Genomic DNA, 13,327 nt, shown 5'->3' with positions numbered 1-13,327 from the left:
CGCACCGGGCGGCGGCACGGCCGGCCCGGCCGCCGGGGACGCGCAGCCGCCCTCGGAGTCGGCGCTGCGGCTGGAACGCGAGCGCCGCCAGGTCCGCCGCGGCCTGGCCACCGCCGTCGCGGTCCCCGCCGGGCTCAGCGCCGCACTCGGCGCGATCATGGTGGGGTACTACGTGTACGCCACCATGAACTCGGTGCTGCGCCCGTCCGACTACGCGGCACTGCGCCCCGGGACCAGCCTCGGGGCCATGGACCCGGTACTGCCGCGCATGGAGGTGATCGACTCGGGCGCCCGCCGCGCCGAGCACCCCGAGCCGCCCGGCCTGAGCTGCCGCTACTACCGCGCCGACGCCAACGTGCTCGCCGTGGGCCGGCTCTACCGGCTGTGCTTCGACGGCGACCGCCTGGCCCGCAAGGACGTCCTGCTGCCGCCGCGGCCGGCCACCACCGAGACCGAACCCCAGACCGGCCCCGAGACCGGCGCCCCCTGACCCCGAGGCCCGCGCCGCGCGAAGCGCCGTGCGCGGGCCGACAAGCCCCAGACAAGGAGTACGACACAGGTGATCCGGGTTCTGCTCGCCGACGACGAGGCGATGATCCGTGCCGGGGTACGCGCGATCCTGGCCGCCGACCCCGGGATCGAGGTGGTCGCCGAGGCCGGCGACGGCCGCGAGGCGGTCGAGCTGGCACTGGGCCACCGCCCCGACGTCGCCCTGCTCGACATCCGGATGCCGCGCATGGACGGCCTGGCGGCCGCCGCGGAGATCCGCCGGGCCGCCCCCGCGACCAACGTGGTCATGCTGACCACGTTCGGGGAGGACGAGTACATCGCCCGCGCCCTGTCCGGCGGCGCCGCCGGATTCCTGCTGAAGTCCGGCGACCCCCACGAGCTCATCGCCGGCGTGCGCGCCGTCGCCGACGGCGCCGCCTACCTGTCCCCGAAGGTCGCCCACCGCGTGATCACCGAGCTGTCGGGCGGCCGGATGTCGCACGGCGCCGACGCGCGCCGCCGCACCGCCGCGCTGACCCCCCGCGAACGGGAGGTGCTGGCGCTGGTGGGCGCGGGACTGTCCAACGCCGAGATCGCGCGGCGGCTGCACGTCGTCGAGGGAACGGTGAAGGCCTACGTCAGCGCGATCCTGACCCGCCTGGAGGTCCGCAACCGCGTCCAGGCCGCGATCATCGCCTACGAGGCCGGCCTCAGCCCTACCACCTGACCCCGACCCGCACCACCCGCACCGCACCCAACCCATCCGCACTGCACCCGCCCGGCCCGCGCCCGCGTACCGGTCCGCCTCGCGGCCCGCGTACCGCCCGCCGTGCCGCCCGCCCAATGACCGCGGCCCCGCGTCCCACCGGATTCACACCCGGAGGACGCGGGGCCGCGTTGCGAAACGGAGGCCGGCCGGCCTCAGCGGCGCGGGGGAGCGGAGTGAACGCCCCCCATCACGTCCGGCATCGTCACATCCGCAGGAGCCGGACCCGGCTCCGGGCCCGGGCCGGGCGCCGGGGGAAGGTGCACCGGCCGACGCGCCGGCCCGGGAACGGCGGCGGGCACGCCCAGCAGCAGCGCCCCGAACGACACCTCCCGCAACCTGCCCACCAGCGGCGCCACCAGACGCGCCACCAGCAGCACCACCAGCGGCGCCACGACCACGCCCACCAGGAACCCGGCCACCACGTCGTGCGGGTAGTGCACCCCCACGAACACCCGCGAGAACGCCATCAGCGCCGCCAGCGGCAGCACGAGCGGCGCCATCGCCCGCCACGCCACCACGATCGCCGCCGCCGACGCCGCCGCGATCGTCGAGTGGTTGCTGGGGAACGACCAGTCACCCGGCGCCGGGCACGCGGCGATGTTCATCGCCCCCGCCACCGCCCGGCACGGCCGCTCCTCCTCGATGAAGGTCTTGGACACCTCGCTGACCAGGTACGCGGCCACCACCGCCACCGGCGCGGCCAGCGCCAGCCCCATCGCCGGCGCCTGCCCCGAACGCGCCCGCCACCAGCCCGCCACGAACAGCGCGGCGAACAGCAAGAGCCCCGCGTCCGTCCCGATCTCCGCCACCGGATGCACCCACGAGGGCGTCGAATGGGCGAACTCGGTCACGGCGCGATACCAGTCGGCGCTGAAGCCTGGCGGTTGCATGCTCTCCCTCACGGTCGCGGCGGCCCGTACATGAGATGAGATCCCACGCCGGGCCACCATTGTTCACTGTACGTTCACGAATGCGTAGAGAATGTCACGTCGGCGTCACTCAGCGCCGGGACATCGGCACAGACGCACCGGCCTTTTCCGCCTCCTCGCCACCGTGCTCCCCGTCCCGCGCCGCACCGTCCGGACCACCCGCAGCAGCGGCACGCGCCGCACGCCCGCGCAGCCAACGGACCGTCTCCACCACCGCCGTCACCGTCAGCGCCAGCCCGATCCCCAGCGCCACACCCTTGATCGGGTCATGCTCGAACGCCTTGCCGCCCACGAACCCCAGCGTCGCCCCGTACACCGCCCAGCTCACCGCCGCCAGGGCCGCGAACCCCGTGAAGGACCGCAGCCGGTACCCCACCGCGCCCATCGTCAGCGTCACCGCGGTCCGGCCACCCGGCACGTACCGCGCCACCACCAGGATCAGCCCGCCGCGCTCGTCCATCGTCCGCCGCGCCCACTCCAGCGCCGCATGCCGCCGCGTCCCCGGCGCCACCCGCGCCAGCAGCCGCCCGCCCGACCCCCGCCCCAGCAGGTACGACACGTGATCGCCCAGGAACGCCCCCAGCGCCGCGAGCACGATCACCAGCGCCAGATCCGGCTCACCCGTCGCCGCGTACACGCCACCGGTGATCACCATGCTCTCGCTGGGCACCACGGGGAAGAACCCGTCGATCACCGCCACCGCGAACAGCGCCACGTAGAACCACGGCGACGTCACCGCCGTGTGCACAAGATCCAGCAATCCGTTCATGCCACGACGCTAGAAAACGACCGCACCCCCGCACATCGCGCGAAGGTCTGCCGCCACCCCCTACTTCAGTCAGGGGGAGACCCGCCCCGCGTCGCTCCTGCGAACGATGTACGGCCGATTCCTCACCCCGGAGGACGACCCCGCCGCCCCCGGCGCCCCATCCTGGAGACCGCGCACCGCACCCACGGGGAGACACCATGCGACCACAGCCCGGCACCGGCCTGCACGCCCACCAGACCACCGTCCACCAGTCGGCTCACCAGGCCCCCGGCCGGCCCACCACCGGCCAGGGCGGTCTCCGCGCCGCCGACACCGACCGCGACACCACCATCGAACGCCTCGGCGACGCCCTCGCCGAAGGCGCCCTCGACACCCCCGAATACGAACGCCGCCTCACCCTGGCCGCCGGCGCCACCACCCTCGCCGACCTCCACGAACTGACCGCCGACCTGCCCGTCTCCCGCGCCGCCCTCGCCAAGCAGGCCGCCGCCCGCGAACAGGACGACCGCCGCGCCTGGCGCAACGAATGGGCCTACTGGACCGGCGGCGCCGCCATCATGACCACCATCTGGGCCGTCGACTGCCTGCGCGACGGCCGATGGGACTTCTACTGGCCCGTGACACCCCTGGCCATCTGGGCCGTCATCCTCGTCTCCTACGCCCTGTGGCCCAGCGACAAGGACTGAGACACCAAACCCGCCATCACCCGGCACCACTCGCCATCACCCACCCGCCACGGGACGCGACCAGCGAAAACGGTTCGCGTCCCGCCCGCCTCTCCACCACAATGTCCGGCCGTGGGAACTCTGCACATCTTCGACATGGACGGCACCCTCCTCACCGGAAGCACCGCCAACCTCGAGGTCGCCCGCCGCCTGGGCACCCTCCCCGAACTCCAGGCCCTCGAAGCCCGCTTCGCCGCCGGCGAACTCGACACCCGCGGCTTCTCGGCCACCCTCCACACCCTCTGGGGCCACCTCACCACCGCGGACGTCACCGCCGCCTACACCGCCGGCCCCTGGCTCGACGGCATCGCCGACGTCTGCGCCGACATCCGCGCCCGCGGCGAACACTCCGCCGTCATCACCATGTCACCCGACTTCTTCGCCCGCCACCTCCTCGACCTCGGCTTCGACGACGTCATCGCCTCCCGCTTCCCGCCCCTGCCGTTCAGCGCGCCCTTGGACCCCGCCGGCATCCTCACCCCCGACGACAAGGTCCGCCTCGCCGAGGAACTGCGCACCCGCCACGGCCTGCCCCGCACCCGCTGCGTCGCCTACGGCGACTCCATGTCCGACGCCCCCCCTCTTCCGCCACCTCACCCACACCGTCGCCGTCAACGCCGACCACCACCTGGCCGGCATCGCCGCCGCCGACTACCGAGGCCGCGACCTCACCGAGGCCTACCACCTCGGCCGCTCCCTGCTACCCAGCTGACCCGCCGCCCGCCATGATGGACTCCCGCCCGCGGCCGCGACAGGAGACCACATGGCCCGTACCGACCAGGACCCCAACGGCCCCGACCAGGACGGGACACCCGGCGCCGGCCACTCCGCCCCGGACACCACCGCCACCGGCCGTCCCGAACCCGACCGGCCGCGCCCCGGCGCCGGAACCGGCGCACGCCACCTGCCCTGGCTCGCCGCCCTCGCCATCGCCTACGCCCTCACCCATCACACCGGCGTCGGCCTCGCCTGGCTCGGCTCCATCGGCGACACTCGCTGGGCCGACTGGATCGACCTGATCACTCCCTACGCCGTCCTGCTGCCCGCCGCCGCGGCCCTGCGCGCCGGACGCGCCGGCCCCCGCATCTGGGCCCTCTACCTCGCGGGCGCCATCACCTACGTCGAAGGCCACGGCATCCACCTCGCCGCCAACTCCGTCGGCAACGTCGCCCCCAGCGACATCGCCCACCTGTGGGACGAGTACGCCGGCCACTACCTCTGGTACGGCGGCGTCACCCTCGTCTTCACCGCGCTGGCCGCCGCCCTCGCCACCCGCCCGGCCGCCCCCGGCCCCTGGCCGGTCGTCCTCGCCCTGCTCACCGGCCTCACCTTCACCACCAACGCCCTGGAAGGCCAGTTCGCCGTACCCGCCCTCCTGCTGTCGGCCGCCTTCAGCGCCTGGGGCTGGACCACCCGCCGCCACCTCGGCCGCGTCCTGGCCATCGCCTTCGCCCCCGCGCTGCTCATGCTCATCGCCTACGGCATCTGGCACCAGGGCTTCCCCGAACCCACCGAACTCGGCTGGATCTGAACTCGGCCAGGTCTGAACCGGGGGCGGCGCCGCGCGGTCACCGAACGACCGCGCCGGAAACCGGACCACACGGACTGCACGGGCTCAGCCGTGCAGGGTGGGCCGGTAGACGAGCTCCTGAGTGCTGCCGTCGAGCGTACGCCGCTCGATCAGCTCCAGGTCGAAATCGGCCGCGCCCCGAAAGACCGGGGCCGCCCCGGTCCGCCCGGTGATCACAGGGAAGATCGTCAACTGCACGAGGTCGACCAGGCCCGCGGCCATCAGCGCCCGGTTCATCGACAGGCTGCCGTGCGAGCGCAGCGGCACCTTCGACTCCTCCTTGAGCCGCGCGACGACATCGACCGCGTCCCCCTCGGCCAGCGTCGCGTCCGGCCAGGGGAGGGGCGCCTCCAGCGTGCTCGACACCACCGTCGCCGGAAGACTCCGCAGCCGCTCGTTCACCGGATCGTCCACCTTGGACTCCTCGGCGCTCGGTCCCAGCGCCTCCACGAACTCCCGGAAGGTGACGGCCCCGAGCACCAGCCGCTGCTCCTCGCCGTACAACGCCAGCCGACGCCCGAGGAACTCCGGGCCCTGCTTGCCCCAGTAACCGCCCCAGTCGCCGCTGCCGCCGTAGGAGCCGTAGCCGTCGAGGCTGGCGTAGACATCGAAGGTGTAGGTCACGCCCATGGGCCACTCCTCGCCACCTCGCGCCCCTGCGGGGCCGCCGGACACCAGGATCCACCAACCCCGCCACGCCCGCACCGGAACCGGCCCTCAAGACACGTCCGAACACGGACGCGCACCACCGCGCCGCTCCGCCGGCGCGCCGCCAGCCCCGGGCGCCCGCGAACACAGCGCCCCGGAACCGTTCAGCCGTCGTCCCTGCCCAGCAGCGGATGGACCCGCATCGCCGCCTCCAACTCGCCCGGCAGCTCATCGCGGTAACGCCCCAGCGTCGACAGGTCCGAATGCCCCAGCACCCGCCGCACCGCGTCCATGTCCGTCGCCGCCGCCAGCAGATGCGTCGCCGTCGTATGCCGCAGACCATGCGGCGTCACACCCCGCCGATGATCCGGATCCACCCGCGCCAGCACCCGGTCGATCACCGCCTGCACATCACCCCGCGCCAGCCGCCGCCCGCGCCACGACAGCAGCAGCGCCTGCGGCTCACGCCCCCGATCCAGCAACGGCCGCCCCTCGGCCAGATACACCTCCAGCACACGCGTCACCGCCCGGGGGAGAGGCACGTCCCGCGTCCGCCCGCCCTTACCGAAGATCCGCCAGTACCGCACACCGTCATTGACGTAGAAATGCTCCACGTCCGCCCGCGTCAGCTCCGACACCCGCGGACCCACCGCCGCCAGCATCAGCACCACCAGCGCGTCCCGCAACTCCGTCCGCTGATCCGACCGCCGCCCCGCATCGGCCGGCGCCGCCGCCATCGACCGCGCCGCCCCCAGCAGCCCGCCCGCCAGCTCGGTCGTCAGCGCCCGCCGCCGCGCCCCCAGCCCGCCCCGCTCCTTGGCCCGCAGCGTCACCGCCTCCATCGGGTTCAGCTGCACCCACCCCGCGATCACCGCGTACCGGAAGAACGCCGACAGCGACCGCCGGAACCGCGCCTGCGACGCCGCGCTCTGCCGCGCCGCCCCGCCACCGGAACCACCGCCGGGGGAGGGGACGCGGCGCCGCCCGTCCGGCTTGCGCGCGAACCTCAGCAGCACCTCGTCGACGTCCGCGCCGCTCAGATCGTCCAGCACCCGCTCCGGCCCGGCCAGCTCCGCGAACGTCAGCACATCCCGCGCGTACACCTCGGCCGTGCCGGGCGCCAGCGCACCCGTGGTCGACTTCGCGCGCACCATCTCGGTGTAGCGGTCGGCGGTCTCCTGGACGGTCAGGCGCTGGACATCGGTGGGACGCACGGGCCGGAACGTTACCGTGCGCCACCGACAGAACGCCTCCCGAGCACGGCACGGCGCCCGGGGGAGGACGGGGCCTGCGCGGCGATGACTTCCGGGCCGCCGCGCGGTCAGACCGGGGGAGTGCGCTCACAGAGAGGACGGCCGTCATGGAGTGGACGCTGGAAGTGGTGCCCGTACCGGTCACCGACATCGACAAGGCCAAGCGCTTCTACGCCGAGCAGGTCGGTTTCACCGTCGACCACGACACCCGGCAGGGGGAGACGCGGATCGTGCAGCTGACGCCGCCGGGGTCGGGCTGCTCGATCGTGATCGGCACGGTGGTGACGATGGAGCCGGGGTCGCTGAGGGGAGTGCAGCTGGTGGTGCCCGATATCGAGGCGGCGCGGGCGCGGCTGCTGGAGGGCGGCGTGGACGCGGGCAGGGTGCATCACTTCGAGGAGAGCGGGCCGGTCGACGGCCCCGGGGGACGCTGGAACAGCTTCGTGAACTTCAGCGACCCCGACGGCAACCAGTGGGTGGTCCAGGAGAGCCCCGCCGACCGGTGACTCCCCCGCCCGATGCTAAACCCGACAGAATCCCGCTTCTGTCGGGTTTAGCATCTTTTGCGCACTTTGTTCGGGTATGGCTCGGGCGGCGCGGCACCTCGGCAACACACAGCCGCGACACCCCACCACCCCCACCACCCGAAGCCCGGGGGACCCCCTCACCACGAACGAACCCGCCGCCGGCTCACGACAGGCTCTCGGCGTACCCGGCGAACCGCTCGTCCACCTGCTCCGCCGTCAACCCGAAATCCTCCAGCGCGTACCGGTGCGCCGGCCGCGCCGCACCCGACGCGCTCTCATCGCGCAGCCGCCGCATCGCCGACTCCGCCTCGGCGCCGAACGCGATCCCGAAATGCTCGTACACCGCCGCCACCGTCGCGATCGGGTCCCGCACGAAATCGTCGTAGGCCACGTCGAAGAACCGCGCCGGGTCGTGCCGGGCCCGCTCGGCACGGAACCGCTCGAGCCCGTCGCTCCACAGCTCCAGCTGGTCGCGGCCGATCGTCTCGCCGGTGAACACCTCCGACCAGCCCGCCGTGGCGTGCGCGGCCAGGCTGCACATCGACCCCATCGCCGTGCGCGGCGCCCGGTGCGTCTGGACGATCAGCGCGTCCGGGTAGACCTCCAGCAGCGCGTCGAGGGCGAACAGGTGGCTGGGGTTCTTCAGCACCCACCGCCGGCCGGGGTCGTTGAGGCCGATCAGCTGCAGGTTGCGGCGGTGGCGGGCGTAGGCGGGCGTCCAGTCCTGCCCGGCGAGCCACGCCGAGTAGGTCGGCAGGTGGGCCAGGCACTCGAACGAGATCGACCGCATCGACTGGCGCAGCAGCTGCCAGCACTCCTCGACCATGTCCGCCGAGATGTAGTGCACCCCCATGAACTCGGGGTTGTCGACGTGGTGGCGCTTGTAGCCGGCCTCGATCGCCTGGTAGACGGGGTCGGCGTCCCAGGTGTCGCGCGGCGGCCGCGGCTGCGGTACCTCGGCCAGCCATACCTCCAGGCCCTGGTGGGCGGGGTCGGCGGTCAGCAGGCGGTGCAGGGCGGTGGTGCCGGTGCGGGGCAGTCCGGTGACGAAGATGGGCCGTTCGATCGGCACGGCGGCGTGCTCGGGGTGGCGTTCCCAGGCGGCCTGCGACATCAGTCGGGCGGCGAGGGCGCCGCGCAGGAACGAGCGCTGGGCCTTGTTGCCCTGGGGGGTGAGTCCGGCTTCGCGTGCGTAGGAGTCCAGGAGGATCTCGAGGCCGTCGAGGTAGGGGTCGGCGCCGGTGCCGAAGTCGGCCAGGCCGGTGATCCTGCTCGCGGAGGCGTGCAGGTCCTCGACGGTCCCGACGCTGTCGCGGCCTGGGTTCATCGGTGGGGTCCTTCCTGGTTCCTGGTGGTGGCACGTGCCCGGGGGCGGTGCGCGGCGTGGCGGTGCGGGGTGGGGGGCGCGTGGGGGTGGGTCAGTGGTGCCATTCGCCGGCGTTGACGTCCAGGCACTGGCCGGTGACGGCGCGGGCGAGCGGGGAGAGCAGGAAGACCGCGGTGTCGGCGATCTCGTCGGGGTCGGGGAGTTTGCGGAGGTCGGTGGTCTGGGCGGTCTCGTCGTAGATGTCCTGGGCGGTGACGCCGCGTTTCTTGGCGAGGTGGTCGAAGTACCACTTGAGGTTGTCGGCCCAGATGTAGCCGGGGGCGATGGTGTTGACGCGGATTCCGCGGGGGCCGAGTTCGGTGGCCAGGCTCTGGGCGAGGGCGAGGAGGCTGGCCTTGGCCATCTTGTAGGCGCCGTAGGTGCGGCGGGAGTGGCGCAGTACGGCGGAGTTGATCATGACGACGGAGCCGTGGTGTTCGGTGAGGGCGGGGACGAGGAGGCGGGTGAGGCGCAGGGCGGCCAGTGAGCTGGTCTCGAATCCGGCGCGTACGGCGTCGAGGTCGACTTTGGTGAGGTCGGTGAGCGGGGGGATGGCGAAGGCGTTGTTGACCAGGCCGTCGACGCGGCCGTAGGTGTCGAGGGCGGTGTCGGCGAGGCGGGTGCAGGCGGCGTCGTCGGTGATGTCGGTGGGGACGGTGAGGGCGCGGCGGCCGAGGGCTTCGACTTCTTTGGCGACGTCGTCGAGGCGGCTCTGGGTGCGGGCGGCGAGGACGAGGTCGGCGCCGGCGGCGGCGGTGCGCAGGGCGAGGGAGCGGCCGAGGCCGGGTCCGACGCCGGAGACGATGATGACGCGGCCGGTGAGGAGTCCGGCTGGGGCGGGGGTCATCCGAGCATCCGCTCGGCGACGGCGGTCTGGCGGGCGGAGATGCGTTCGCTCCATTCGCGGGGGGTGACGCGCTGGGTGTCGTGGAAGGGGAGGCGGTGCGGGAGGTCGTCGAAGGGGACGATCTCGGCGGTGGGGCCGTCGGCGGGGGTGAGGTCGCGGGTGAGGCGCTGCCAGCGGAACTGGAGGTAGCCGCGGCGGTGGCCGGTGCGTTCGATCCAGTTGGCGAGGCCGGGGTCGCGTTCGCTGACGATGTAGCGGATGTTGCCGTCGGGGTCGATGCGGGCCTGGTCGGCGGTGAGGCTGGTCTGGTGGTTGATGTAGTCGAGGGAGATGTACCACATGCTGCCGAGCTGGAAGCCCTGGTAGGGGGCGTCGGCGGGGTCGGCGGCGGGGCAGGTGATGATCATGGCCTGGTCGTCGTCGAGGTCGTAGTGGCCGACGGAGGAGTACTGGGTGGCCAGGCCGCCGGGGGTGGGGCGGGGCTCGGTGAGGGTGTTGACGGGCAGGTGGAGGTAGTGCCATTCGGGGAAGGCGAGGAAGGTGCGGATGCGGGCGACGAGCATCTTGCCGGCGATGTCGTAGCGGCGGGCCATGCGGTCGGCGGGTACGGGGGGCGGGGAGGTGCCGAGGGTGTCGGCGCGGTGGATGCGGATCTGGCCGCGTCGTTCGGTGGTCCAGTCGCTGTAGACCTCGCGGACGATGAGCATGGCGGCGCCGTCGGGGAGGGTGATGTAGCCGGGTTCGGGGTCGTCGCGGGGTGGGCCGAAGCGGAGGCGGTAGGTGCCGTCGGGGGCGATGTCGAGTTCGCGGTCGTCGAAGGCGGTGAGGCTGTCGGGTGACTGGGTGGGCGAGTAGTCGCCGTTCATGACCTGGAAGCTGAGGTCGGCGGTGGTGCCGCGGCGTCCGGTGACGACGTATTCGGCGTCGTCGCGGATGTAGGCGTGGAAGTAGAGGGTGTCGGGGTTGTCGAGGCCGAGTTTGGTGTAGGGGCCGGTGGAGGCGGCGAAGTAGGGGTGGTCGTGCTGGTAGGCGGCGACCATGTGGAGTGAGGCCTTGATGCTGCCGGCGAGGTAGTCGAGGCCTTCGGCGAGGTCCTGGTCGGTCTTGAGGTGGGGTGCGGTGCGGATGAGGTGTTCGGCTTCGCCGATCGCGTCGGCGAACGATCGGGTGGCGGTCGTGTCGGGGCGGGTCTGGGGGGGTGTTTCGGTGGCCACCGGGCTCCCTGGTGTTGCTGTCGGGCGCTGTGCTGGAATCGGAGGTTAGAACGTGTTCTAGGTAGCGTCAATGGGCGCCTGCGGCACCCCGGCGGTGAACTTCAGGCTGGGCACGTCGTCCAGCGACACGGTGTACTCGTAGGTGCGCTCGTGCCCGGTGCGCGCGACGCGCCATCGCCCGTCGTCGCAGCGGCGGTACTCGTCGCGGTAGTAGGCGGCGCCGCGGATGAGCAGGCGGTACCGGGCGGCGATGACGGTGTCCTCCAGCGCCCAGATGCCGGTGGCGGTGTCGCCGTCGATGTCGATCTCCGAGCTGCCGACGAGGTGCGCGGTGATCGTGTCGGCGCCGAGGTTGCCGCGCATGTAGTCGAGGACGGCCTGGCGGCCTTCCAGGCGGAGCGTCTTTCCGAGTACGGGGGTGTCGTATTCGGCGACGGCGTCCTCGGTGAAGACGTCGGCGAACTCGTCCCAGAGCTTGAGGTCCACGCACCGCAGGTAGCGGGCCTTGAGCCGGCGGATCTCTTCGAGCGCGATCAGGTCCATGCGCCCAGCCTGCCGCGCGCCGCACCCGTTCGGCAAGAACAGGTTCTAATTGGCCGCCGAGCACACGGGCGACCCTCCAAGATCATCGCCGCGGCGGCCGTCCCGGACGCGCACGTCGCCTGCACGTGCGTACGCCACGCCGCGGCAACCCGGCCGACGTCCCGGCCGACTCCGCCGGGACGTGGAGCGGCCGGGCGCGTAAGAGCGCACGGCGGAAACCGGGTGTACGGGACGCCGGCAGCCCCTCTTCCCGGCGGCTCGACCGATGGTCGATAATGTACATTATGTTAAGTAGACCGGTTTTCGCCCCTCCCCGCCGCCCACGGCTCTGACAGCAACCCGCCGCCCGCGCGTACGCCACGCCGCAGCGCCAACGCCTGCGACCGCCCGGGCCGTGGTCGATCGCAGGCGGCGATGCGTCTCACGTCCCGTCTGCGATCGGACGTGAGGGCGTCTGTTCCGCGTCCGGCGTTCGCCGAGGCCAGCTTCCTCGACGCCCGACCTCCTCCGGTGGCGAACAGCGCCCTGGAGCACCTGCGACCCGGCGACGTGATCCTGGTCCCTCCGGGCGCCGCTCCGGGCTCGCGGTCGTGCTCGGCCCCGGGCGGGGCCGCCGCTCGTCCTGACGATCAACCGGTCGGTGCAGCGGCTGTCGCATCGCCGCCTCGCCCGCCGATGCTGGCCCCGGCGGGCTCTAGTCGCCCGGCTCGAACCGCGCGGTGGGTGAACCCGGTGCCCTGGAGATCCTTCGGTCACTTGTCCCGCCCACTGGCGCCGCGAGCGTCCCGGCGTGCCGACCACCTTGTCCCCCAACTCGGCGGCCCGTCCCGAGCGGTACGGCTCGGTGGCGCGCCCGCCGCCTCGACTCAGCGCGATGAAACCCGTCTGTTTGCTGGCCTTGGACGGTGTTGGGCACCTGTTCGACGGAAACGGCTTGAGCGGCGGTCCGGCGCGTTCTTATGGCGGCTCCCCCACAGGCCTCGTTTGGCACGGCGGACGGTTGGTCACTCTGAGTAATCAAGTCGCGCCGGATTCGTGGTGGTACGGGCCGGACCGGGCATCGAGGGTGTTCGCACTTGGCGGGGTGTGGCGAGGTGGCGCTCTCCCCCGGCTCGTTGCGTCCGCGTGCGCACCCGTTAGACGGTCTCCAGTTCGATGCGTGTGTCCACCGGGCTCTGGTGGCGTAGGACGTTCCAGATTTCGAGGTCGGAGAGTGGTGCGGACCATTCGTCCAGGTCCTGGTCGGCGTCATGGAAGAACCAGGAGTTGAAGCTGCTCAGATTCCGCAACGCCGTGTTGGGCGCGTAGTGCAGCGCGCAGTGGACGTGGACGTAGTGGTCATGGTCGCCGTCGGCGTCGATCGCCTCGAACTGGCGGGTGAGGTCGAGTACGAAGATCTCGGGCCCGTGGAAGGGGACGATGCCGTACTGGAACAGCAGCCCGTCGGAGTCGGGCGTCCGTGGTGTGGCGTACCGTCTCCGGGCGCAGCGCAGGAAGCTTGACCATGCTTGAGTGGCTGCGGGCGTGCCGTCCGGGCCGATCTCCGCGCGCAGATCGTGAAGGGCCTCTTCCGCAGGCGTTCTCTGTGTCACTGGTTCCCCTCGGTATCGGGCGAAGCCTACTGAGTTCTGTGTCGGGGGGCCGCTCCCCCGGTGGCGCCGCTCCCCCAAGGGCTCTC

At 72.5% G+C, this 13,327-nt stretch carries 14 protein-coding genes and 1 pseudogene; 6 read left to right on the top strand and 9 right to left on the bottom strand.

Going from position 1 to position 13,327, the window contains the following annotated elements:
* Both AB0881_RS37570 and AB0881_RS37565 read left to right on the top strand, forming a co-directional pair.
* A pseudogene (locus AB0881_RS37570) lies at positions 1-490 on the top strand (hypothetical protein); the annotation flags it as partial.
* 69 nt (positions 491-559) lie between these two features.
* Positions 560-1,216 (top strand): response regulator transcription factor, encoded by a 657-nt coding sequence (locus AB0881_RS37565; protein ID WP_366625053.1) that lies wholly within the window; start codon positions 560-562, stop codon positions 1,214-1,216.
* Between the two features lie 194 nt (positions 1,217-1,410).
* Here AB0881_RS37565 and AB0881_RS37560 read toward each other — a convergent pair whose 3' ends face one another.
* Together AB0881_RS37560 and AB0881_RS37555 are read right to left on the bottom strand one after the other, a co-directional pair.
* Complete coding sequence (locus AB0881_RS37560; protein ID WP_366625051.1) at positions 1,411-2,148, bottom strand: phosphatase PAP2 family protein; 738 nt, start codon at positions 2,146-2,148, stop codon at positions 1,411-1,413.
* Positions 2,149-2,257: 109 nt separating this feature from the next.
* Entirely contained in the window at positions 2,258-2,956 is a 699-nt protein-coding gene (locus AB0881_RS37555) for a DedA family protein (protein ID WP_366625049.1), read from the bottom strand.
* 197 nt (positions 2,957-3,153) lie between these two features.
* On the opposite strand from AB0881_RS37555, the gene AB0881_RS37550 reads away from it, so the two are divergent.
* The 3 genes from AB0881_RS37550 to AB0881_RS37540 all read left to right on the top strand — a co-directional run bounded on the left by AB0881_RS37550 (position 3,154) and on the right by AB0881_RS37540 (position 5,212).
* Positions 3,154-3,642 (top strand): DUF1707 domain-containing protein, encoded by a 489-nt coding sequence (locus AB0881_RS37550; protein WP_366625047.1) that lies wholly within the window; start codon positions 3,154-3,156, stop codon positions 3,640-3,642.
* A 111-nt stretch (positions 3,643-3,753) separates the two neighbouring features.
* Positions 3,754-4,410, top strand: coding sequence for an HAD-IB family phosphatase (locus AB0881_RS37545; protein WP_366625045.1), 657 nt, complete (start codon positions 3,754-3,756; stop codon positions 4,408-4,410).
* 34 nt (positions 4,411-4,444) lie between these two features.
* Positions 4,445-5,212 (top strand): hypothetical protein, encoded by a 768-nt coding sequence (locus AB0881_RS37540; protein ID WP_366625043.1) that lies wholly within the window; start codon positions 4,445-4,447, stop codon positions 5,210-5,212.
* A gap of 84 nt (positions 5,213-5,296) precedes the next feature.
* On the opposite strand, the gene AB0881_RS37535 is transcribed toward AB0881_RS37540, so the two are convergent.
* Both AB0881_RS37535 and AB0881_RS37530 read right to left on the bottom strand, forming a co-directional pair.
* The gene (locus AB0881_RS37535) at positions 5,297-5,881 is read right to left on the bottom strand and encodes a dihydrofolate reductase family protein (protein ID WP_366625041.1); all 585 of its coding nucleotides are present in this window, start codon (positions 5,879-5,881) and stop codon (positions 5,297-5,299) included.
* A gap of 182 nt (positions 5,882-6,063) precedes the next feature.
* Positions 6,064-7,113 carry a tyrosine-type recombinase/integrase gene (locus tag AB0881_RS37530; protein WP_366625039.1) on the bottom strand — a complete coding sequence of 350 codons (1,050 nt, stop codon included), beginning with the start codon at positions 7,111-7,113 and terminating at the stop codon, positions 6,064-6,066.
* Between the two features lie 146 nt (positions 7,114-7,259).
* On the opposite strand from AB0881_RS37530, the gene AB0881_RS37525 reads away from it, so the two are divergent.
* Entirely contained in the window at positions 7,260-7,658 is a 399-nt protein-coding gene (locus AB0881_RS37525) for a VOC family protein (protein ID WP_366625037.1), read from the top strand.
* Between the two features lie 184 nt (positions 7,659-7,842).
* On the opposite strand, the gene AB0881_RS37520 is transcribed toward AB0881_RS37525, so the two are convergent.
* The 5 genes from AB0881_RS37520 to AB0881_RS37500 form a co-directional block, all read right to left on the bottom strand.
* Positions 7,843-9,006, bottom strand: a complete 1,164-nt coding sequence (locus AB0881_RS37520; protein ID WP_366625035.1) for a sulfotransferase — start codon at positions 9,004-9,006, stop codon at positions 7,843-7,845.
* A gap of 91 nt (positions 9,007-9,097) precedes the next feature.
* Entirely contained in the window at positions 9,098-9,892 is a 795-nt protein-coding gene (locus AB0881_RS37515) for an SDR family oxidoreductase (RefSeq protein ID WP_366625033.1), read from the bottom strand.
* Positions 9,889-11,106, bottom strand: a complete 1,218-nt coding sequence (locus AB0881_RS37510; RefSeq protein WP_366625031.1) for a hypothetical protein — start codon at positions 11,104-11,106, stop codon at positions 9,889-9,891. Before AB0881_RS37510 ends, AB0881_RS37515 begins: the two co-directional genes overlap by 4 nt.
* A 57-nt stretch (positions 11,107-11,163) precedes the next feature.
* Positions 11,164-11,649, bottom strand: coding sequence for a nuclear transport factor 2 family protein (locus AB0881_RS37505; protein WP_366625029.1), 486 nt, complete (start codon positions 11,647-11,649; stop codon positions 11,164-11,166).
* Positions 11,650-12,785: 1,136 nt separating this feature from the next.
* Positions 12,786-13,241 (bottom strand): hypothetical protein, encoded by a 456-nt coding sequence (locus tag AB0881_RS37500; protein ID WP_366625027.1) that lies wholly within the window; start codon positions 13,239-13,241, stop codon positions 12,786-12,788.
* Between the last annotated feature and the right edge of the window lie 86 nt (positions 13,242-13,327).

This window comes from Spirillospora sp. NPDC029432 (genome assembly GCF_040703975.1).
Taxonomy (GTDB): domain Bacteria; phylum Actinomycetota; class Actinomycetes; order Streptosporangiales; family Streptosporangiaceae; genus Spirillospora.
This window is presented reverse-complemented; position numbering and strand designations above follow the sequence as displayed.

Excerpts from the sequence above, each read along its gene's own strand:
- AB0881_RS37560 (WP_366625051.1), bottom strand. The coding sequence starts at position 2,148 with ATGCAACCGCCAGGCTTCAGCGCCGACTGGTATCGCGCCGTGACCGAG.
- AB0881_RS37555 (WP_366625049.1), bottom strand. The coding sequence starts at position 2,956 with ATGAACGGATTGCTGGATCTTGTGCACACGGCGGTGACGTCGCCGTGG.
- AB0881_RS37550 (WP_366625047.1), top strand. The coding sequence starts at position 3,154 with ATGCGACCACAGCCCGGCACCGGCCTGCACGCCCACCAGACCACCGTC.
- AB0881_RS37540 (WP_366625043.1), top strand. The coding sequence starts at position 4,445 with ATGGCCCGTACCGACCAGGACCCCAACGGCCCCGACCAGGACGGGACA.
- AB0881_RS37535 (WP_366625041.1), bottom strand. The coding sequence starts at position 5,881 with ATGGGCGTGACCTACACCTTCGATGTCTACGCCAGCCTCGACGGCTAC.
- AB0881_RS37525 (WP_366625037.1), top strand. The coding sequence starts at position 7,260 with ATGGAGTGGACGCTGGAAGTGGTGCCCGTACCGGTCACCGACATCGAC.
- AB0881_RS37520 (WP_366625035.1), bottom strand. The coding sequence starts at position 9,006 with ATGAACCCAGGCCGCGACAGCGTCGGGACCGTCGAGGACCTGCACGCC.
- AB0881_RS37515 (WP_366625033.1), bottom strand. The coding sequence starts at position 9,892 with ATGACCCCCGCCCCAGCCGGACTCCTCACCGGCCGCGTCATCATCGTC.
- AB0881_RS37505 (WP_366625029.1), bottom strand. The coding sequence starts at position 11,649 with ATGGACCTGATCGCGCTCGAAGAGATCCGCCGGCTCAAGGCCCGCTAC.